The sequence below is a fragment of the Curtobacterium sp. 458 genome (assembly GCF_030406605.1).
In the GTDB taxonomy this organism is placed as follows: Bacteria; Actinomycetota; Actinomycetes; order Actinomycetales; family Microbacteriaceae; genus Curtobacterium.
Genome location: NZ_CP129104.1, coordinates 3,430,071 through 3,449,963 on the forward strand (window position 1 = coordinate 3,430,071; position 19,893 = coordinate 3,449,963).

Genomic DNA, 19,893 nt, shown 5'->3' on the forward strand with positions numbered 1-19,893 from the left:
GGCGGGGCGTTCCGGTTCGTGGGGAGGCGGGTCAGCGCTTGACGGCGTCGATCTTCAGCATCTTGGCGATCACCGAGTCGAGCTCGCTGTCGTCGAAGACCTGCTTCCAGTCCTCCTTGATGAGCTTCTCGCGGCCGTAGCCCATCGCGATGTGGCACGCGTCCGAGAACGGGTTCGAGCCGCGCAGGCCGTTCGTGAGGGCGATCCAGGTGTGGCCGTAGAGCATGGCGCGGGCGGCCTCACGGGGCACACCGACGCCCGTGACGGTCTCCTCGAGCGCATCGTTGAGGAAGTCGCCGATCATGCAGGCGATCGTCTCGACGAGGGTGGGCTCGAGCACGGCGAGCTGCTTGACGGTGACCCAGTGCACCTGGATGACCGGGGCGTACATGGTCGTGATGACGGCCTCGGCGATCGCCTTCGCGCGGTCGCCCTCGTCGCCCAGGGACTCGGAGGCGTCGAACGCGGCGATGACCTCCTGCGGCGCGGCGATGCCGCCGAAGGTGTCGTCCCACTCCTCCTTCGTGGTGCGCTCGAGGAACACCGACGGGTGGCACGGGTGCGCGACGGCGTAGTGGACGTCCTCGCGCTCCGCGAGCAGCCCCGCGTAGGCGGCGGCCGGGTCGAGGGTGAGGATCGTCGCGCCGGGCTTCATGGCCGGGACGAGCTGCTCCGAGATGCTGCCGAGCAGGACGTCCGGGACCGCGAGGACGACGACGTCGGCGGCCGCCGCTGCCTCGACGCTGTCGGTGAGCGACCGGCCGAGGGCCTGGATGCGCTCCTGGCCGGCGGGCGAGGCCTCGCTGTAGAGCGTCGTGTACTCGCTCTTGGCGAAGTTGTTCGAGACGCGGGTGCCCATCTTGCCGCCGGCACCGATCACGGCGACGGTGACGTCGGCCGTGCCGGACCCGGCAGCGACGGTGTGCGTGGTGGTGGCGGTGTCGGTCATGATTCCTTGCTCCTGATGTGGTCGATGGTGTGCTGGGTCCACTCCGCCTCGGTGCGGGTGGTGGTCTGTGCGGGGGTCTCGTCGCCGTCCGGCTCGGCCCCGGCCGCGGCGTCCTGCCACGGGAGCCAGAACTCGACCACGCGGTTGATCCCCCGGGTGTCCGGGTGGATCGCGGCGCTGACGCCCGCGTAGTCGAGGAGGCCGGTCCCCGTACGGACGCCGGTGTACTGAAAGCCGACCCATCCGGGCGACCGGGTGAACGCAGCGTCCTTGACGTGCCAGTTGCGGACGTACGGTGCGGTCAGAGCGACGACCTCGGCGGGGCGTTCGAGCCGCGCGACGGTGTTCGCGGGGTCGAGGCAGATGCCGAGGTGGTCGGAGTCGATCGCCGCGACGACGGCGACGAGGTCCGCGGTCGCGACGACCTCGTACGTCTCCAGCGCCAGGGTCACGCCGGCTCGCTCGTACGCGGGCAGTGCGGTCCGCAGGCGTCGTTCGGTCTCGGTGGCGTCGGGCTGGTCGTCCCCGCTCGTCCACATGCTCCGCACGAGCGTCGCGCCGAGCTGCTGGGCGACGTGCAGGTACCGGGCGAGGTGGTCCGGGTGCGTGCCGCGTGTGCCGACCTCGAGCGTGAGGCCGAGGTCGTCGGCCAGTGTCCGGATCGCCGCGAGTCGCTCGTCCGACGCGGTGTCGAGCGGGAGGTGGTCGCAGACCTGGAAGAGGTCGACGCCGTCGTGGGAGGCCGCGTCGCGCATCGCGTCGTCGAGCGACATCGGGTCCGGGACGCGGTCGGACATGCGCCAGGAGTAGGCGTAGGTGGAGAGACCGAGCAGGGACGTCATGCGCGCACCACCTGCTCCTGCAGGGTCAGTGCCTCGTCGAGGATGGTGGCGATCGCGGCCGGGTCGTGCGCGAAGCGTCCGAGGAACAGCCCGCCGATCCGCCCCTGCCCACGGGTGAGCAGCCCCGGTCCGGCACTGCCGCCGTAGATCACCGTGCTGCCGGTGAGTTCCGGCCGCGACGCGAGGTGCGCCTCGAGCCCGGCGAGCACGTCCACGATGTGGTCGTCCGGCGCGGGCGCCGGCGCACCGATCGCCCACACGGGCTCGTACGCGACGATCAGCGGCCCGGCGAGACCGTCCGCGGTCGCGGTGGCGAGCGAGCGGTCCAGTTGCGCGGTCACCTCGTCGATCGCGTCCGCACTGGAGGCACGGTGCGGCTCCCCGACGCAGACCAGCGGCCGCAGGTGGTTGCGGTACGCCGCGTGCACCTTCCCCGCGACGTCCTCGTCGGTCTCGTGGAACAGGCTCCGCCGTTCGGCGTGGCCGATCTCGACGAGGTCGACGCCGATCTCACGGAGCTCGGCGCCCGAGACCTCTCCCGTGAACGCCCCCTCGTCGGCCCACGCCAGGTCCTGCGCCCCGAGCAGCACCGGAGCATCGCCGATGACCTCGCGCACGGGCACGAGCGCCGGGAACGTCGGGACCACGAACAGCTCGACCGCACCCGACCGGACCGCGGGGTGGGTGCGCGCGGTCTCCACGACCGCGGCCGTCCACTCCAGGGTCCGGGCGTGCGAGAAGTACGTCTTCAGCGACACCCCGACGAGCGTCACGGTGCGTCGGTCCCGACCGGCGCCGAGCCGTCGTAGGCGCAGATGGCCTGGACCTTCTCGGCGCTCGCGCTGGACGGGTCGAAGGTGTAGCCGAGCCACTCCTTCGCCATCCGTCGCGCGACCTCGACACCGACGACCCGCTGGCCCATGCAGAGGACCTGGGCGTCGTTCGACAGGATCGAGCGCTCGACGCTGAAGGAGTCGTGCGCCGTGACCGCACGGATGCCCGGGACCTTGTTCGCGCTGATCGCGACGCCGAGCCCGGTGCCGCAGACCAGGATCGCCCGGTCGGCCTCGCCGTTCGCGACCATGCGTGCGGCGTCGACGGCGACGTGCGGGTAGGCGGTGTGCCCGTCCGCGTCCACACCGACGTCGACCACGGAGGCGACGCGCGGGTCGGCCTCGAGGTCGCGCTTGATCGTCTCCTTGTACTCGAAGCCGGCGTCGTCGGAGCCGACGACGAGACGGAACTGCTGCGCGGGCTGCTCGGTGTCAGGCATGCTGCTCTTCCTTCTGCGGGGTGAGGGTCGCGAGGACCGCTGCGGTGATGAGGGCGAACGAGATCGCGCCGGCGTCCGGCGTACCGACCGCGTCCTCGCCGTGCGTGCGGGCGCGGCCCTTGCGCGGGAGGAGGTCGGCGGTCGCGCTGGCGGCCGCGCTGGCCGCTGCCGAGGCGGCCGACCAGGCGGTGACGAGGTCGTCCCCCGCCCGGACCCGCGCGGACAGCACGTCGTCGAACGGTACGAGGGCGTCGACCATCGTCTTGTCGCCGACGACGGCGCCGAAGGCCAGGACCGCCTCCGCGGCGGCGTGCACTGCGTCCGCGACGGTGGCGGCGGACGGACGCGACTCGTCCCCGACCACGCGACCCAGTGCCTCCAGGGCGGCTCCCCAGATCGCACCGGACGTGCCGCCGGCCTTGTCGGACCAGGCGTCCCCGGCGATCGCGAGGAGGCCACCGGCTCCGGCGCCGCGCTCGACGGCGCCGCGCGCCGCGGCAGCCGCTGCGGTGGAGCCGCGCTGCATCCCGATGCCGTGGTCGCCGTCGCCCGCGACGGCGTCGATGCGCCCGAGTTCGTCGACGTGGTCGTCGACGGTCGCACGGACCGCGTCGATCGCGCGGGCCACGACCGCCGCCGAGCGACGGGACGCCTCGGAGCCGACGGTGACCGGGGCCAGGGTGCCGGCGACGAGTTCCTGCTCGGACACCGGCTCGGCCGGCACGGCTCCGCCCTTCCGGTACGCGGGGCTGTCGGCGGGCGCTGCCCAGAGGTGCTCGAGTTCGTCGTCGAGCCAGAGGAGCGTCAACGAGACGCCGGCCATGTCGAAGCTCGTGACGAGTTCGCCGACCTCGGGCTCGACGACGACCGCTCCGGCCGCCTCGAGCAGACGGACGACGCTGCCGAAGACGACGAACAGCTCCTCGTACTTGACGCTGCCGAGGCCGTTGAGGATCGGCACGACCCGGGCACCGTCCGGCACGACGCCGGTCGGGAGCTCGGTGAGCAGGCGGTCGACGAGCAACTCCGCGAGACCGGCCGCGCTCGGGACGTCCGCCTCCGCGATGCCCCGCTCGCCGTGGATGCCCATGCCGATCGCCATGCGCCCCTCCGGGACCGTGAAGAGCGGTTCGTCGGCGCCCGGGAGCGAGCAGCCGGAGAAGGCGACACCGAAGCTCCGCGTCCGGTCGTTCGCGCGCTCGGCGAGGGTGGCGACGGCGTCGAGGTCGTCCCCGCGCTCGGCCGCGGCGCCGGCGACCTTGAACACGCAGAGGTCCCCGGCGATCCCGCGACGCTCGTGCGCCCGGTCCGCCGGTGCACTGGCGACGTCGTCGGTCACCCGGACCGTGCGGACGGGGATGCCCCGCGCCTCGAGGGTCCGGGCGGCGGCGTCGAAGTTCAGCACGTCGCCGGCGTAGTTGCCGTAGGAGAGGAGGACTCCCCCGCCGTGGTCGACGGCGGCCGCCACCGCGGTGACCTGCTGGGCACTCGGGCTGGCGAAGAGGTTCCCCATCGCCGCGCCCGCCGCGAGGCCGTGCCCCACGAGGCCGCCGAACGCCGGGTAGTGACCGGAGCCACCGCCGACGACGAGGGCGACGGTGCCGTCGGGGCTCGTGGTGGCGCGGGCGACCCCGCCGTGCACCTTCCGGACCCGCGCCCGGTTCGCGGCGACGAACCCGTCCACCATCTCGTCGGCGAAGTCCGCCGGGTCGTTGTACAGCCGGGTCATGCGCGGGTCTCCGCCCGCTCGGACTCGACCGTGCGGATGCTGCCGGTCAGCTCGCCCTTGCTGCGGCGGGCGAGCACGACCATGAGCACGCTCGACAGCAGCATGAAGAACCCGACCACGAACATCGGGAGCTGGTAGCCGCCCGTGGCGTCCTTGAGCGCACCCGTGATGTACGGCGCGGCGAACCCGCCGAGGTTGCCGAGCGTGTTGATGAGCGCGACACCCGCCGCGGCCGCCGCACCGGAGAGGAACCGGGTCGGCATGGTCCAGAAGTTCGGGAGGGCGGCGAAGATCGCGCAGGCGGTGACCGCGATGACGGCGACGGTGGCCGCCGGCGAGTTCATGTAGAGCGCGACGGGGATCGACAGGCCGCCGACGAGGGCCGGGACCGCGATGTGCCAGACCTGCACGCCGCGGCGGAACGCGTCACGGGACCAGAAGTAGAGGACCACCGCGGCGGGGAGGTACGGGATGGCCGTGATGAGGCCCTTCTGGAACAGGTCGAACGTGGTGCCGAACTGCTGCTGGAAGCCGTCGATGATCGTGGGGAGGAAGAAGCTCAGCGCGTAGAGGCCGTAGATGAAGCCGAAGTAGACGCCGGCGAGCATCCAGACCCGGCCGGACCCGAAGGCTGCCTTGAGACCGCCCTTCGCGCCGTGCCCGTCCTGCTTGTCCTTGTTCTCCGCTGCGAGCGCGCCCTCGAGCCAGGTCTTCTCGTCCTCGTCGAGCCACTTCGCCTGGGACGGCTTGTCCTTGAGCACGACGAGGCAGAGGAGGCCGACGATGATCGCGGGGATGGAGACGCAGAGGAACATGAAGCGCCAGCCCTCGAGGCCGCCGAGCAGTCCCTCGTGGGTCATCAGCCAGCCGGCGAGCGGCGACCCGATGACACTGGTGAGCGGCTGCGCCAGGTAGAACAGCGCGAGCATCTTGCCGCGGTGACGTGCGGGGACCCAGGTCGAGAGGAACAGGATCGCGCCCGGGAAGAACCCCGCTTCGGCGACACCGAGCAGGAAGCGGAGGCCGACGAGCTGCGGGTAGTTCTGCACCCACGTGAAGAGCAGCGAGACGATGCCCCACGTGATCATGATGCGGGCGAGCCACACGCGGGCGCCGAACTTGTGGAGCGCCAGGTTCGACGGGACCTCGAGCACGAGGTAGCCGATGAAGAAGACCCCGGACGCGAACCCGAACTGCGCCGCCGTCAGACCGAGGTCGGCCTCGAGACCGTTCGGGGCGGCGAACGAGATCGCGGTGCGGTCGAGGAAGTTGATGAAGAACATCAGCGCCACGAAGGGCACGATGCGTGTCGCGATCTTGCGGATGGCCGATCGTTCGACCGCCGAGGTCGGGATGCCTCGGGTCGCGGGGATGTCCACGGTGACTCCTGCTCTGGGGGGATGGTTCGGACGCTCCTGCGCGCCGGGTCCTGCGGGCGCCGCTGTGCGCCGGGGTCCAGTGTGGGCGCTCACCCGCAACTTGTCAACCGGTTGACCATGCTACGCGGTCGGAGGGTCGACAGAGCACGCGGACAGCCACCGCGACCCCCGGCCCGGCGCGGGCGAGCGGGAACCGGTTGACCGACCGGTACGCTCGCCCCATGCCCGCGTTCAGTGAGAACGACCCGCTCAACATCCGCCTCGAACTCGAGTCGGTGCCGGCCGGGTCCCCCGCCTCCGAGGTCGCGCGGCAGCTCGTGTCCCTGCTGACCGCGGGTGACCTGGCGCCCGGCTCCCGGCTGCCGTCCGAGCGGGTGCTCTCCGAGCGCCTCGGTGTCGGCCGGTCCGCCGTGCGGGAAGCCCTCGCGGCGCTGGAGATCCTCGGCATCGTGCAGATCCGACCGGGATCGGGCACCTACCTGCGTGGCGGCACCTCGGACCTGCTGCCCACGACGCTCTCGTGGGGGCTCATGCTCGCCTCGAACCGGACACGGGAACTGCTCGAGGTGCGGTCCTCGCTCGAGCGGACGGCGGCGATCCTCGCGGCGCAGCGGGCCACCCCGGAGCAGCTCGACGAGCTGCAGACCTACCTCGACCGCCAGCAGGAGTCACTCGACGACCCGGACGCGTTCATCGATGCCGACGTCCGGTTCCACGTCCTCATGGCCCGGGCCGCGGGGAACGACGTGCTCGCGGACCTGCTGCAGAGCCTCCGGTCGATGCTGAGCGTCTGGGTCGGTCGACGGGTGCGCACGCGGCAGGCGACCGAGGCCGCGTACGACGAGCACCGGGCGATCCTCGCTGCCCTGCGCGCCGGGGACGTCGCGGCGACGCAGCGGGCGATGGACGAGCACATGGCCACGGCGAGCGCCCGCATCGAGAACGCCGAGCCCGTCCCGGCGGAGGCCGACGCCAGCTGATCCGGAGCGGAGCGGCGGCGGAGGCGTTGCCGTCCCGGCAACACCGCTTGCGGTCGACGGCGTCGGTCGGCTGGAGTACCCCCGTGCACCTCCACGACGACCCCACGTCCGACACCGACGCCCGCTCCTGGTGGGAGGCCCGGTACGCCGAGCGCGACGGCATCTGGTCGGGCCGGGTCAACGCCGTGCTCGCCTCGGTGGCGGCGGGACTCCCGGTCGGTCGGGCGCTCGACCTCGGCTGCGGTGAGGGCGGCGACGTCGTCTGGCTCGCCGAGCGCGGGTGGTCGGTGGTCGGGGTCGACCTGTCCGTGACCGCGCTGACCCGGGCCTCGGCGGCGGCCGTCGCGGCCGGGGTCGAGGAACGGACGGCGTTCGTCGCGGCGGACCTCGCGTCGTGGGAGACCGACGGACGGTTCGACCTCGTGACGGCGTCGTTCCTGCAGTCGTGGCCGGTCGAGATCCCGCGCGTGGCGATCCTCCGTCGGGCGGCCGGGTTCGTCGCACCGGGCGGGTACCTGCTCGTCACCGCGCACGCCGCTCCCCCGCACGGCGACCTGCCCGAGGAGCTCCGCGGGTACCGGTTCCCGTCGCCGTCGGACGACCTCGCGGCGCTCGGGCTCGACGACCGGTGGGAGGTCCTCGAGGCCGCCGGACGCCCGCGGACCGCGACGACCCCGGACGGCCACGAGCACCACACCGTCGACGGCGTCGTGCTCGTCCGGCGACGTTGAGCGCGGGTCGCGTCAGCGCGGCAGCGGCCGCGGCAGCGGCACCTCGGCGGCGAAGGCCCGGACGACCCGGTCCACGACCTCCGGCGCCGGCGCGTCCCACACGGCCTGGTTGAAGATCTCGACCTCCACGTCCCCGGTCCACCCGGCCGCCGTCACGGCAGCGGTCACCGGCCCGAAGTCGACGTGCCCCTCACCCATCACCCCGCGGGAGAGCAGCGGGTCGGCGGCGATCGGGGTCGTCCAGTCGCACACCTGGAACGACGCGATGCGGCCGGCGGCCCCCGCGCGTGCGACCGACGTCTCGAGCGCCGGGTCCCACCACACGTGGAACGTGTCGACGACGACCCCGACCGCGGCGGCCGGGAACGGCGCGGCGAGGTCGAGCGCCTGCGCGAGCGTCGACACCACGGCACGGTCGGCGCAGTACATCGGGTGCAGCGGTTCGACGGCGAGCCGGACCCCGGCGTCGAGCGCGTGCGGCACGAGGGCCGCGAGCGCGTCGGACACGCGGGACCGGGCGCCGACGAGGTCCTTCGAGCCGTCCGGCAGGCCGCCGGCGACGAGCACGAGGACGGGCGCGGACCCGGGTGCCCCGGCAGCGGCGAGCGCGGCGGTCTCGTCGATCGCCCGGCGGGTGTCGTCGAGCGCTGCGGTGCGTCCGGCGCCGTCCGGGATCGTGAAGAACCCGCCGCGGCAGTGCGACGACACCCGGAGTCCGGAGTCGGCCACGATGCGGACGGCCTCGGCGAGCCCGACGGCGGCGACCGGCTCTCGCCAGGTGCCGATCGCCCCGACACCGGCGGCCGACACGACGTCGAGCGCCTCGGGGAGGGTCGCGTACTTGACGGTCGCCTGGTTGATCGAGAGCCGCGGGTGCGGCGCGGCGGTCGTCGGCGCGTCCACGGTGTCGGCGGGCGTGGCGAGCCGGCCCCCGGCTGTCACGCGACCACCCCGGCGAGGTGTGCTGCGTCGGGAGCCGAGCCGTGCCTCCCGGCCGACGCGGCCGACGACGACGCCGACGAGACCGACGACGACGTCGACGGCGCCGCGACCCCTGCCAGCGCGAGCAGGTCGTGCCAGCGCTGGGCTGCGAGGGCGGGGTCCTCGAGGGCGCCGCCCGCGTTCGCGAGCCGGACCGTCTCGGACAGGTGCGGCAGCGAGCGGCCCGCGTGCAGCCCGCCGACCATCGTGAAGGCGGGCTGGTGGCCGTTCAGCCAGGCGAGGAAGGCGATGCCGGTCTTGTAGTGCCACACGGGTGCGCTGAAGACGTGGCGCGAGAGCGCCTCGGTCGGGCCGAGCAGGGCGCGGAACGCCGTCTCGTCGGGCAGGGCCTGCACGGCGGCCGAGGCGACGGGACCGAGCGCCGCGAAGGCGCCGAGCAGGGCGTCGGAGTGGTGCGTGCCGTCACCGGCGATGAGGTCGACGTAGTGGTGGTCGTCGCCGGTGAACATCCGGACGCCCTCGGGGAGGCGCGCACGGAGGTCCGTCTCCGCGCGGGCGTCGAGGAGGCTCATCTTGATGCCGCTGACGCGGTCGCCGGCCTCGCCCATGACGGCGAGGACGGTGTCCGCGCCGGTCGCGCCGCCGTCGGCCCGGCCGGCGGTCGCGCCGAAGTAGCCCGCGAGCGCCGGGTCGAACGCCTCGCCGAGCCAGTGCAGCACGACCGGGGCGGACGCCCGCGAGAGGACCGCCGCGTACACGCGCCGGTAGGTCGCGGCGGGGTCGGAGTCGCTGCGTGCGAGGCGTGCGAGGTGTCGGCTGGCCATGAGGACGACCCCCGCGCCGGCGTCCTCGGCGTGGTGGAGCTGTCCGACGTAGGCGTCGACGACCTGCTGCTCGGTGGCCGGCGCGTCGGGGAGGTCGTCGGTGTTCACCCCGACGACGAGCCGGCCGTCGACGGACTGCGCCTCGCGGGCACTGCGGGTGACCAGCTCGCGGGTCGCCGCAGGATCGAGGCCCATGTTCCGCTGCGCCGTGTCCATGGCGTCGGCCACGCCGAGCCCCCACGACCAGAGGTGGTGCCGGAAGGCGAGGGTGGCGTCCCAGTCGAGGTCGGCCGGGGCTCCGGGGGTGTTGTCCGCGGCGGCGCGCGGGACCACGTGCGCGGCGGCGTACACGACGCGTTCGGTCAGCGGCGCCGTCGGCTTCGCGGCCGGCTGCACGGCCGCGAGCGGCTCGCGCAGCGGCTCCGTGGTGACGGAGCCGTCGGCGGCGAGGAGCGTCAGCTGGTCGGGGCGGGCGGTCATGCGCTGACGGCCTCGACGTCGGCGGTCTGTGCCGCGGCGGGCTGCGCCGTGTCCGTCTCGGCGTCGGCCTGGAGGCACGACTCGGCCGGGGTGCGCAGGTCCAGCTCCGGCAGGTCGATGCGTCGACCCTCGGCGCTGGACCGCAGACCGGCCTCGGCGAGCGCCACCCCGCGGGCGCCGGAGAGCAGGTCGTACCGGTGCGGCCGTCCGGCGACGAGGTCGCGGACGAAGTCCTCCCACTGGGCACGGAAGCCGTTGCCGTACTCCTCGTCGGGGACCTCGAGCCACTGCCCGCGGTAGTCGCGCTCGTCGCGGAGGTCCGGGTTCCAGACCGGCTTCGGGGTGGCGGTGCGCGGCTGGATCCGGCAGCCGAACAGCCCGACGACCGCGCTGCCGAGGGTGCCGTCGACCTGGAACTCGACGAGTTCGTCACGGTCGACGCGCACGGCCCAGCTCGAGTTGATCTGCGCGATGACGCCCCCGGCGAGGTCGAACACCCCGTACGCGGCGTCGTCGGCGGTGGCGGCGTAGGGACGACCCTGCTCGTCGGAGCGCTGCTCGACGTGGGTCACCGCCCGGGCGTAGACGGACTCGACGCGACCGAAGAGCTGCTCGAGGACGTAGTTCCAGTGCGGGAACATGTCGACGACGATGCCGCCGCCGTCCTCCTTGCGGTAGTTCCAGCTCGGGCGCTGCGCGGCCTGCCAGTCCCCCTCGAACACCCAGTAGCCGAACTCGCCCCGGACGCTGAGGACGCGGCCGAAGAACCCGGAGTCGATCAGCCGGCGGAGCTTCCGGAGGCCCGGCAGGTACAGCTTGTCGTGCACGACGCCGTTCGCGACCCCGGCGTCGGCGGCGGCCTGGGCGAGTTCGAGGGCCTCGGCGGAGGTCTCGGCGGTCGGCTTCTCAGTGTAGACGGCCTTCCCGGCGGCGATGGCCTTGCGGAGGGCTCCGGCACGGGCGCTCGTCACGGCGAAGTCGGCGAACACGTGCCAGCGGGGGTCGGCGAGCGCGGCGTCGAGGTCGGTCGTCCAGTGCTCGAGGCCGTGGCGCGTGGCGATCTCCTCGAGCTTGGCGGCGTTGCGCCCGACGAGGATCGGTTCGAGCTGCACGCGGGTGCCGTCGGGCAGGAGCACGCCGCCCTCCTCGCGGATGGCGAGCACCGAGCGGACGAGGTGCTGGCGGTACCCCATGCGTCCCGTGACGCCGTGCATGATGATGCCGATCGTGCGTGTGGTCATCGCGTGCTCCCTTGCTCGCCGTGGCCGCCTCCACCGTTACGGAAAGCGCTTGCCAGGCACCGTACACCACGGCTCGAGCGCTCCGCAGCCCCTCGAACACGAATCGCACATGCTCGGGGCGGAGGGCAGCGTGCCGGACTCCGCAGCCTCCACGGCGGTCGCGACTCCCCGCCTGTGCCGATCGATCGGTCACGAACGGTCGTTCTCCCGACCGCCGGACGACGATTCGCGACCGCCCGACGGTCGAGCGCGGGCGAGTCGCGGCAGGGCGGACGGCGCGCCGCGGATTACCGGGCCGTGCTCGCGCGCAGCACGACCTCGCCGTCGACCGCGCCGCCCGCGTCGGTGCCGAGCGCACGCCGAACGGCCCGCGCCCCGATCTCCTCGAGCGGCAGGCGGACGGTGCTGAGCGCCGGGACGACGTCGGCGAGCATCCGGACGTCGTCGAACCCCGCGACGCCGACGTCGACGCCGGGCACGAGACCACGCTCCCGGATCGCGGCGAGCGCCCCGACCGCCATGAGGTCCGTGACCGCGAACACGCAGCGTGGCAGCGGTGCCGCTCCCCCGGCGGCGGCGTCGAGGAGGGTCTCCATCGCGCGGTGACCGCCGTCGCGCGTGAAGGCCGACGGCACCACCCAGGGGTCCGGCACCGCCAGTCCGTGTGCGGCGAGCCCGGCGACGAACCCCTCGTAGCGGGCGTGGGCGGTGGCGAGGGTCGGGTCGCCCGCGAGGACCGCGAACGAGTCGTGCCCCTGCTCGACGAGGGCTCCGGCCAGCGCTGCGGCTCCACTGAGGTTCCGGATGACGAGCCCCTCGACGCCCGGCACCGATCCGCCGTCGAGGTCGGAGACGAGCGCGGCGACCCCGGCACCGCCGGCGACGAGTGCCTGCACCGCGGCTCCGGTGTCGGACGCGGCACCGAGCCTGCGGCTGACGGCGAGCACCACGGCGCGAGGGCGGAGGCCGGCGACCACGGCGAGCACCTCCTGCTCGCGCGAGGCGTCCCCGCCCGTGGAGGTGATGGTGACGACGAGTCCGGCTTCGTCGGCGGCGCGGATCGCCCCGGCGGCGATCGCGGCGAAGTACGGGTCGGCGATGTCACCCACGACGAGGGCGAGGGTCGTGGTGGTCCCGCGGGCGACCGCCTGGGCCTGCACGTTGGCGGTGTACCGGAGCTCCCGCGCGGCGGCGTGCACCCGGTCGAGTGACTCCTGCCGGACCTTCCGCGCGCTGCCGTTGAGCGCCCGCGAGGCGGTCGCGAGCGACACGCCTGCACGCTCGGCCACGTCCGCCAGGGTGACCGTGCCCCGCTCCGGCATGTCGTGCCTCCAGTCCGGACCGCGACCGCGGTCTGAGCGCGAGGATAGCGATTTCCGCCGCCGACCGCGCCGTTCGGCGGCGCAGGTCGCGTTGTCATCACATGATTTTCGAAAGCGCTTGCCAACCAGCGTTCGCTCGTGTAGACCTGTGGCACTCGGCCGAGACCCCCTGAACGCTCACCCGCGGCGCACGCCGTGGTCCCGAACGAAAGCAGTGACGATGAAGTCCTCGAAGAGAATGCTCGCCCTCGCCGGCGGCATCGCCGCGCTCGCCCTCCTGAGCGGCTGCGCGTCCGGCGGCTCCGGCTCGAACGGCGGGAAGGTCGACCAGCTCACCTTCTGGCTGTCCACCTCCACCGCGCAGGAGAAGGGGTACCAGAACCTCGCCGACTCCTACGAGAAGGAGAGCGGGGTCTCGGTCAAGATCGTGAACCTCCCCTACGACGGTCTCCAGACGAAGCTCCGTGAGTCCGCCCAGGCGAACTCGCTCCCCGACGTCGTCCGTGCCGCGGGCATCGACCCGATCTGGACCGGCAAGACCGTCGACCTCGCGTCCATCGTCGACGACGACGCGAACAAGATCGACCAGGACATCATCGCGAAGGACAAGGACGGCAAGATCACCTCGATCCCGTCCGACGTCACCGCGGCAGGGCTGTTCGTCAACAAGTCGCTGTTCGACAAAGCCGGGGTGTCCTACCCGACCGACCCGTCGAAGGCCTGGACCTGGGACGAGTTCCTGCAGAAGGCCGACCAGGTCAAGGAGAAGACCGGCGCGAAGTACGACCTCGTGTTCGACTCCTCGCCCTCGCGACTCCGGGCGTACATGTTCACCAAGGGCACGGACTTCATGCAGCAGGAGGAGGACGGGTCCTTCCCCACCGACTCGAAGACCGTGAAGGCGCTGCAGGACTTCGCCGACATGAACGACGACAAGACGATGCCGAAGTCGGTGTGGACCAGCGGGCAGGACCCGAACGCGCTGTTCAAGAGCGGTCAGGTCGTCGCGTACTTCTCCGGCGTCTGGCAGTCGTCCGACTTCGCGTCGAACATCACCGACTTCGACTGGGCGAGCGCCGCGACCCCGGCCGATCCGACCCACGCGACGGAGATCAACTACGGCGGCAACATCGTCGGGTTCGAGAACTCCGACACCCGTGGCGCCGCGGCGAAGAAGTTCATCGCCTACATGTACGACCCGACGAACTACGCGAAGCTCGTGACCACGAACGGGTTCCTGCCCGTCGAGTCCGGCCTCGACATCACGTACCCGTTCGAGTCGCAGGCTGCGAAGGACTCGTTCGCGCTGTACCAGAAGGAGATCGAGGCAGCGGCACCGATCTCGAGCTCCTACGCGAAGGAGAGCGCCCGCTGGGGTGTCGAGGGCAAGGAACTCGGCACCGACCCGACGACGGCCGAGGTGGGGAAGCTCATCAACGGCCAGCAGTCGGCGAAGCAGACGCTCGAGACGATCACGAAGTACTACGAGGACCACGTCGGCTGACGGAGCGGGCCGGGCGCGCGAGCGCCCGGCCCGTCCGCCTTCCCCCCGACGACCCCGACGAACACGACGACCGCGACGAACGAAGAGGACCATCGTGAGCACCCAGACCGCCGTCCCCCGCGCGGTGCCGTCCAGCGACACCGTCCGACCCCCCGGCCGCGGCACCCGCCGCCGACGCTCCGGCGTCCGGAAGCCCCTGCTGGCACCGATCGCCTTCGTCAGCGTCAACGTCGTCCTGTTCGCGGTGTTCTTCGTCTGGCCGGCCGTCATCGGCCTCGGCTACTCGTTCACCGACTACAACGGCGTCGTCTCCCCGAACTTCATCGGGCTGCAGAACTACGTCGAACTGTTCCAGGACGACACCTTCTACGCCGCACTCGTCCGCACCCTGCTCTACGCTGTGGTCGCGGTCCCCCTCGGGTTCGTGCTCTCGCTGTCGATGGCGCTCATGCTCACGAGTCCCGCCGCCAAGGGGCGGAGCGTCGCCCGCATCGTGTTCTTCGTCCCGTGGCTGATCTCCCCGATCGTCACCGGCGTCATCTGGCGGTGGATGTTCGGCGAGAACTTCGGCCTCGCGAACTTCGTCGTCGAGTCCCTCGGCGGCAAGGCCGTCCCGTGGCAGTCGAACGCGGACCTCTCGCTGCTCGTCGTCGTGTTCGCGAGCGCGTGGGCGGGGTCGGCGTTCAACATGCTGCTCTTCGTCGCCGCGATCCGGAACGTGCCCCGCTCCTACTACGAGGCCGCCGCGCTCGACGGCGCCGGCGCCTGGCACCAGTTCCGGTACATCACGCTGCCGAGCATCGCGCCGACGTCGTTCATCGTCGTGCTGCTGTCGTCCCTCGGCGCGTTCAAGGAGTTCGCGACGATCCAGGCCCTCAACGGCGGCGGCCCCGGCACCGACAACAACCTGCTCGTGCAGTACATCTACACGAACGGGTTCCAGAACGCCCACATCGGCTACGCCTCGGCGGCGTCGATGGTCCTCATGCTCATCCTCATGGCCATCGCCCTGATCCAGCTGGCCGTGAACCGTCGGACGGAGAAGCGCCGATGACCACGACCCTGCCCGGTGCCGGCGCACCCGGCGCCGCGAACCCGGACGCCACCCGCCCCGACGCGGGCGACGGGGACCTGACCCGATCCGTGACCACCGCCGGCCGACGCGCCGCGAAGCGTGCGGCGAAACGGGCCGCCACCCGCGGCGGCCTCGACCGCGTGCCGAAGCCCAAGGCGATCGCGGTCAGCGCGCTCCTCTGGGTCTTCATCATCGGCTTCGGGTTCCCGGTGCTGTGGTTCGTCCTCAGCGCGTTCAAGCCCGGCGGCGAACTGTTCTCCTACCCACTGACGCTGTTCCCGGAGCAGTGGTCGGTGTCCGGCTTCGTCGAGGCCTGGCAGAGCTTCGACTTCGCCCGCTACTTCGGCAACACGATCGTCGTCGCCCTCGTGACCACCGTGCTGACGGTCCTCGCGAGTGCCGCCACCGGGTACGCCCTGGCGAAGTACGACAACCGGTGGCTCAAGGTGTTCTTCGTGTGCATCCTCGCCACGACCATGCTCCCGACCGAGGTCATCCTCGCGCCGACGTTCATCGTGATCCGTGACCTCGGCATGTACGACTCGCTCGCGGGCATCATCGTGCCGTCGATCATCACCGCGACCGGCATCTTCATGTTCCGGCAGTTCTTCCTCACCGTCCCGGACGACCTCGTCGAGGCCGCACGGATCGACGGCGCGAGCGAGTTCGGGATCTTCTGGCGGATCATGCTGCCGATCTCCCGGCCGATCATGCTGACGCTCGCGATCTTCTCGTTCCAGTGGCGGTGGAACGACTACATCTGGCCGCTGCTGGTCCTCAACGACCCGCACCAGTTCACGATCCAGATCGCCCTGCAGAGCATCGTCGGGGCCGAGAACGTCAACTGGACCGTGCTGCTCGGTGCCTCGGTGATCTCGATCCTGCCGCTGCTGCTCATCTACCTGGTGTTCCAGAAGTACGTGAACGGCGCGGACCTCAACGCGGGGCTCAAGGACTGATGGGGTTCCTCGACGCGGTCGGCCCCGCCGCCGAAGCCGAGCTCGCCGCGTGGCGGACGGCGCCGGGCGACCCGGCGGCGCTGTCGCACCGCGAGCTGATGGCACGTGCCCTCGCCTTCGTGGGTGCCCGGGTCCGGCACGAGCGGCCGGGAGGCCCGGATCGCCTCCCCGACGACGACCTCGCCACCGCGCACGGGTACGTCCGGCACCTCACTACCCGGCAGTCGGCCGGAGGCACCTTCGTCGGTGGGGACAACGTGCTCTCGCCGCCCGACTCTGCGTTCACGGTGAACGACGTGTGCGACGCCCTCGAGCTGCTCGAGCCGCTGCGCGACCGGGACCCGGCCGCCGAGGCACTCGCCGCCGACCTCGACCGGATCGTCGAGCGGGCGACCCCGGCGCTCCTGACCGGCGGCGTGCACACGCCGAACCACCGGTGGGAGATCAGCGCGGCCCTCGCCCGGATCCACCGCCTGCACCCGTCGGACGCCCTCGTCGAGCGCATCCACGAGTGGCTCGCCGAGGGGCCGGACATCGACGCCGACGGGCTGTGGTCCGAACGGAGCCCGAACTACGCCGCCGCGGTGTCCTGCCCGTCGTTCCTCGTGCTCGCCGACGTGCTCGACCGACCGGCGCTCGTCGACCCGGTCCGGCGCTCGCTCGACGCCACCCTCGCGCTGCTCCTCCGCGACGACACCGTCGAGACCGTGCAGTCCCGGCGACAGGACCAGTCGGAGCCGTTCGGGATCGGGCCCTTCGCGCCGCTGCTCTGGCACGTCGCGGTGCTCGACCAGCGCGGGGACCTCGCCGCCGTGGCGGCCCGCGCGGCCGTCGCCCCGATGTGGCAGCCCGCCGTGACCGCGGCCCGCGCGATGACCGACCCGCTCCTCGCCGAACCGCTACCCGCCCCGGAGCCACTCCCCCTCGGCACCACCGTGTTCGACGGCGCCCGGCTCGTCCACGTCCGCGAGGCGCACCGGGACGTCGTCGTCTTCGCCGGGTCGGACGTGCCGGCGCAGGGCCACGTGCGCTCCGGGCTCGCGAACAGCCCCACGTTCCTCCGCGTGCTGTCCGGCGACGCCGTGCTCTCCGACGTCCGGCTCTCGCGGGAGTTCTTCGGCCTCGGCCCCTTCCGGCCGACCTCGCTCGATGATCTCGGGGACGGACGGTGGCGACTCAGCGAGACCGTCTCCGCCGGCTACCACCAGCCGCTCGTCCCCGCCGACCGACGGGCCGACGGCGACTACGCCCTCGGCGACGAGGGCCGGTTCTCCGGCTCCATGGCGTTCGGGTCCCGCGCGGTCGACGAGGTGTCGCTCCGCACGGTCGTCACGCTCGCCGTCGAGCCCGAGCGGGTGGTCCTCGACCTCGAGACCGACGGCGCCGACGTGCCGTGGTCGCTCCAGCTGACCTTCCGCGACGGGGGTACGGTGACCGGTGTGAGCACCGACGCCGCGACCGGGGAGACCGTCCTCGTCGCGGGCTCCGGCACCCACCGCGCCGGTGGATCGACGATCACCTTCGGACCGGGCGGCGGCACCGGGTACGGGCAACCGGCGTTCTACGCCCCCGGCCAGGACTACGCGTTCCTCGGCGGCACCGACCGACCCGAGGGCCGGCACGTGCACGTCACCGGACGGGCGCCGGGCCGCACGCGCCTCGTGCTCGGCACCCCGCGCACGACCGACGCCGAGGACGTGACCACCGGTGCCGCGACGGCGGTGATCGGGTGACCGCGCCCGACGACGGAACGCGACCGGCGGGGCGGACCGGAGGCGGGCCTCCCGGCATCGTCCTGGTCGGCGCCCGCGGGTACGGACTGCACCACCGCGCGACCATCGACCGGATGACCGCCGCCGGCCGGTGCGTGCTGACCGCGGTCGTGGACCCGACGCTCGGCGTGGACACCGACGGCGGCGTGCCCGTCGTCGCGGACGTCACGGCCGCTCGCGAGCACGGCGCCGTCGACGTCGTCGTGGTCGCCGCGCCGATCGGCGCGCACCTCCCGCTCGCGCTCGCCGCGCTCGAGGCGGGCGCCGACGTCCTGCTCGAGAAGCCGCCCGTGACCACCCGGGCCGCACTCGCCGAGCTGCTCGACGCCGAGCGCCGCACCGGCCGGGTCGTGCAGGTCGGGTTCCAGAGCCTCGGCTCGGCCGCGCTCCCGGCCCTCCGCGACGGGTCGGTCGTGGGCCCGGTGCGGTCGGCTGCCGCAGTGGGGACGTGGACGCGCGACCAGGCCTACTGGTCCCGCTCGGGCTGGGCCGGCCGTCGGCGCGTGGCCGGCGTCGACGTCCTCGACGGCGTCGTGACGAACCCGCTCGCGCACGCCGTCGCCACCGCACTCGCGCTCGTCGGCTGCCGTCGCGCCACGGAGGTCGCCCGCGTCGAGGTCGAGCTGTACCGCGCGAACGCCATCGAGGGCGACGACACCTCGGCGGTCCGGGTCACGACGACCGCTGGCCGGGAGGCCACGGCGGCCCTCACGCTCTGCGCGCCGACCGAGGTGCTCCCGACCGTCCGGGTGACGGGTGCGGCGGGACGGGCCGTCCTCGGCTACACGACCGACGAGGTCACCGTGGACGGCGCGACCACGACGTACGAGCGGACCGAGCTCCTGGAGAACCTGCTCGACCACCGGGCGAGCGGAACGCCGCTCCTCGTGCCGCTCGACTCCACGGGGGCGTTCGTCGAGGTGCTCGAGGCCGTCCGCGCCGCCGAGCCCGTGCAGATCGACCACCCCTGGGTCACGTGGGAGGGCGAGGGTCCGACGCGCCGACCGCTCGTCGCCGACGTCGAGGCGATCGTCGACCGGGCGGCCGATCGGCTCGCGCTGTTCTCCGAGGTCGGAGCACCGTGGGCGCACACGGCGCACGACGAGGTACTCGCGACGCTCCGGGTCGACGGTGCCCCGGTCGCCACCGTCCTCGACGGCTCGGGGACCATCCCGACGTCGTCGCCGCGGCCCTACCTGCACCCCGTCCGGACCCGCGGCGGCGTGACGGTGTCGGCGCACCACCCCGGCGACCACGACTGGCACTGCGGCGTCGGGTTCGCGATCCCCGACCTCGACGGCGTGAACTGCTGGGGTGGCCGCACCTACGTGCACGGCGACGGGTACGTGTGGCGGGACGACCACGGCCGCGTCGACGTCGTGCACGCCGAACAGCGGCCCGGCTGGTCGGGGCAGGAGCTCGTCTGGCGCGGTCCCGACGGCGGGGTCGTCCTGCACGAGGACCGGGTGCTGACCTGGGCCGGGCAGGAGGACGGCTGGGCGCTCGACTGGTCGTCGTCGTTCCGTGCGCCGGGCTCCGCCCCCGTCCGGCTCGGCGGCCCCGGGTCGAACGGGCGCGTCGGTGCCGGGTACGGCGGCCTCTTCTGGCGGTTTCCCCCGTGCGGCCCGGTGTCCGTCCGGACCGCCGACGCCGCCGGTGAAGCGGCCGTGCACGGGTCCGTCACACCGTGGGTCGAGTGGACGGCGGACTTCGACGGTGGGCCGGCGACGGTCCGGGTCACGGCGCTCGACCACCACGACCCGTGGTTCGTCCGTGTCGAGGAGTACCCCGCCGTCGGGTCGGCGCTCGCGTGGCGCTCCCCCGTGACCGTGCGGCCGGACGTGCCGCTCGTGCGGTCGTTCCGGGCGTCGGTGCGCGACGGTCGCTGAGG

General features: G+C 72.9%; 17 protein-coding genes. 7 read left to right on the forward strand and 10 right to left on the reverse strand.

All coding sequences use genetic code 11. The annotated features are described in order from the left end of the window. Positions 1–31: 31 nt before the first annotated feature. From QPJ90_RS16535 to QPJ90_RS16560, 6 genes are read right to left on the reverse strand one after another with little or no spacing between them, the layout of a single operon-like run. On the reverse strand, positions 32–949 hold the full coding sequence (locus QPJ90_RS16535; RefSeq protein WP_290132229.1) for a phosphogluconate dehydrogenase C-terminal domain-containing protein: 918 nt from the start codon (positions 947–949) through the stop codon (positions 32–34). Then, complete coding sequence (locus QPJ90_RS16540; RefSeq protein WP_290132230.1) at positions 946–1,791, reverse strand: sugar phosphate isomerase/epimerase family protein; 846 nt, start codon at positions 1,789–1,791, stop codon at positions 946–948. Before QPJ90_RS16540 ends, QPJ90_RS16535 begins: the two co-directional genes overlap by 4 nt. Next, positions 1,788–2,564 (reverse strand): triose-phosphate isomerase family protein, encoded by a 777-nt coding sequence (locus QPJ90_RS16545; protein ID WP_290132231.1) that lies wholly within the window; start codon positions 2,562–2,564, stop codon positions 1,788–1,790. The genes QPJ90_RS16540 and QPJ90_RS16545 overlap by 4 nt, the downstream gene beginning before the upstream one ends. Further along, positions 2,561–3,064 carry a ribose-5-phosphate isomerase gene (locus QPJ90_RS16550; RefSeq protein WP_290132232.1) on the reverse strand — a complete coding sequence of 168 codons (504 nt, stop codon included), beginning with the start codon at positions 3,062–3,064 and terminating at the stop codon, positions 2,561–2,563. The genes QPJ90_RS16545 and QPJ90_RS16550 overlap by 4 nt, the downstream gene beginning before the upstream one ends. After that, a complete protein-coding gene (locus QPJ90_RS16555; protein ID WP_290132233.1) occupies positions 3,057–4,793 on the reverse strand; it encodes a dihydroxyacetone kinase family protein in 1,737 nt (578 codons plus the stop codon). Before QPJ90_RS16555 ends, QPJ90_RS16550 begins: the two co-directional genes overlap by 8 nt. Continuing rightward, complete coding sequence (locus tag QPJ90_RS16560) at positions 4,790–6,172, reverse strand: MFS transporter (protein WP_290132234.1); 1,383 nt, start codon at positions 6,170–6,172, stop codon at positions 4,790–4,792. Before QPJ90_RS16560 ends, QPJ90_RS16555 begins: the two co-directional genes overlap by 4 nt. A gap of 221 nt (positions 6,173–6,393) precedes the next feature. Here QPJ90_RS16560 and QPJ90_RS16565 point away from each other — a divergent pair, with 221 nt between their 5' ends. Then, the gene (locus QPJ90_RS16565) at positions 6,394–7,152 is read left to right on the forward strand and encodes a FadR/GntR family transcriptional regulator (RefSeq protein ID WP_290132235.1); all 759 of its coding nucleotides are present in this window, start codon (positions 6,394–6,396) and stop codon (positions 7,150–7,152) included. Positions 7,153–7,235: 83 nt separating this feature from the next. Further along, positions 7,236–7,883 carry a class I SAM-dependent methyltransferase gene (locus tag QPJ90_RS16570; protein ID WP_290132236.1) on the forward strand — a complete coding sequence of 216 codons (648 nt, stop codon included), beginning with the start codon at positions 7,236–7,238 and terminating at the stop codon, positions 7,881–7,883. A 12-nt stretch (positions 7,884–7,895) separates the two neighbouring features. On the opposite strand, the gene QPJ90_RS16575 is transcribed toward QPJ90_RS16570, so the two are convergent. The 4 genes from QPJ90_RS16575 to QPJ90_RS16590 form a co-directional block, all read right to left on the reverse strand. Next, positions 7,896–8,786 carry a sugar phosphate isomerase/epimerase family protein gene (locus QPJ90_RS16575; protein WP_290134261.1) on the reverse strand — a complete coding sequence of 297 codons (891 nt, stop codon included), beginning with the start codon at positions 8,784–8,786 and terminating at the stop codon, positions 7,896–7,898. Positions 8,787–8,821: 35 nt separating this feature from the next. Beyond that, positions 8,822–10,129: a DUF993 family protein gene (locus QPJ90_RS16580; RefSeq protein ID WP_290132237.1), complete on the reverse strand. Its 1,308-nt coding sequence runs from the start codon at positions 10,127–10,129 to the stop codon at positions 8,822–8,824. Next, positions 10,126–11,370, reverse strand: a complete 1,245-nt coding sequence (locus tag QPJ90_RS16585; RefSeq protein WP_290132238.1) for a Gfo/Idh/MocA family oxidoreductase — start codon at positions 11,368–11,370, stop codon at positions 10,126–10,128. The genes QPJ90_RS16580 and QPJ90_RS16585 overlap by 4 nt, the downstream gene beginning before the upstream one ends. A gap of 287 nt (positions 11,371–11,657) precedes the next feature. Beyond that, positions 11,658–12,659, reverse strand: coding sequence for a LacI family DNA-binding transcriptional regulator (locus QPJ90_RS16590; protein ID WP_290132239.1), 1,002 nt, complete (start codon positions 12,657–12,659; stop codon positions 11,658–11,660). 253 nt (positions 12,660–12,912) lie between these two features. Here QPJ90_RS16590 and QPJ90_RS16595 point away from each other — a divergent pair, with 253 nt between their 5' ends. The 5 genes from QPJ90_RS16595 (at position 12,913) to QPJ90_RS16615 (ending at position 19,891) form a co-directional block, all read left to right on the forward strand. Then, positions 12,913–14,196, forward strand: coding sequence for an extracellular solute-binding protein (locus tag QPJ90_RS16595; protein WP_290134262.1), 1,284 nt, complete (start codon positions 12,913–12,915; stop codon positions 14,194–14,196). A gap of 94 nt (positions 14,197–14,290) precedes the next feature. Continuing rightward, on the forward strand, positions 14,291–15,250 hold the full coding sequence (locus QPJ90_RS16600; RefSeq protein ID WP_290132240.1) for a sugar ABC transporter permease: 960 nt from the start codon (positions 14,291–14,293) through the stop codon (positions 15,248–15,250). Further along, positions 15,247–16,230 carry a carbohydrate ABC transporter permease gene (locus QPJ90_RS16605; protein ID WP_290132241.1) on the forward strand — a complete coding sequence of 328 codons (984 nt, stop codon included), beginning with the start codon at positions 15,247–15,249 and terminating at the stop codon, positions 16,228–16,230. Before QPJ90_RS16600 ends, QPJ90_RS16605 begins: the two co-directional genes overlap by 4 nt. Further along, positions 16,230–17,963 (forward strand): hypothetical protein, encoded by a 1,734-nt coding sequence (locus QPJ90_RS16610; RefSeq protein WP_290132242.1) that lies wholly within the window; start codon positions 16,230–16,232, stop codon positions 17,961–17,963. Before QPJ90_RS16605 ends, QPJ90_RS16610 begins: the two co-directional genes overlap by 1 nt. Continuing rightward, on the forward strand, positions 17,960–19,891 hold the full coding sequence (locus tag QPJ90_RS16615; protein ID WP_290132243.1) for a DUF6807 family protein: 1,932 nt from the start codon (positions 17,960–17,962) through the stop codon (positions 19,889–19,891). The genes QPJ90_RS16610 and QPJ90_RS16615 overlap by 4 nt, the downstream gene beginning before the upstream one ends. The last annotated feature ends 2 nt before the right edge of the window (positions 19,892–19,893 follow it).

Bases quoted from the DNA above. Each gene is read 5' to 3' on its own strand.
- QPJ90_RS16540 (WP_290132230.1), bottom strand. From the start codon at position 1,791: ATGACGTCCCTGCTCGGTCTCTCCACCTACGCCTACTCCTGGCGCATG.
- QPJ90_RS16555 (WP_290132233.1), bottom strand. From the start codon at position 4,793: ATGACCCGGCTGTACAACGACCCGGCGGACTTCGCCGACGAGATGGTG.
- QPJ90_RS16580 (WP_290132237.1), bottom strand. From the start codon at position 10,129: ATGACCGCCCGCCCCGACCAGCTGACGCTCCTCGCCGCCGACGGCTCC.
- QPJ90_RS16535 (WP_290132229.1), bottom strand. From the start codon at position 949: ATGACCGACACCGCCACCACCACGCACACCGTCGCTGCCGGGTCCGGC.
- QPJ90_RS16605 (WP_290132241.1), top strand. From the start codon at position 15,247: ATGACCACGACCCTGCCCGGTGCCGGCGCACCCGGCGCCGCGAACCCG.
- QPJ90_RS16610 (WP_290132242.1), top strand. From the start codon at position 16,230: ATGGGGTTCCTCGACGCGGTCGGCCCCGCCGCCGAAGCCGAGCTCGCC.
- QPJ90_RS16585 (WP_290132238.1), bottom strand. From the start codon at position 11,370: ATGACCACACGCACGATCGGCATCATCATGCACGGCGTCACGGGACGC.
- QPJ90_RS16565 (WP_290132235.1), top strand. From the start codon at position 6,394: ATGCCCGCGTTCAGTGAGAACGACCCGCTCAACATCCGCCTCGAACTC.
- QPJ90_RS16550 (WP_290132232.1), bottom strand. From the start codon at position 3,064: ATGCCTGACACCGAGCAGCCCGCGCAGCAGTTCCGTCTCGTCGTCGGC.
- QPJ90_RS16595 (WP_290134262.1), top strand. From the start codon at position 12,913: ATGAAGTCCTCGAAGAGAATGCTCGCCCTCGCCGGCGGCATCGCCGCG.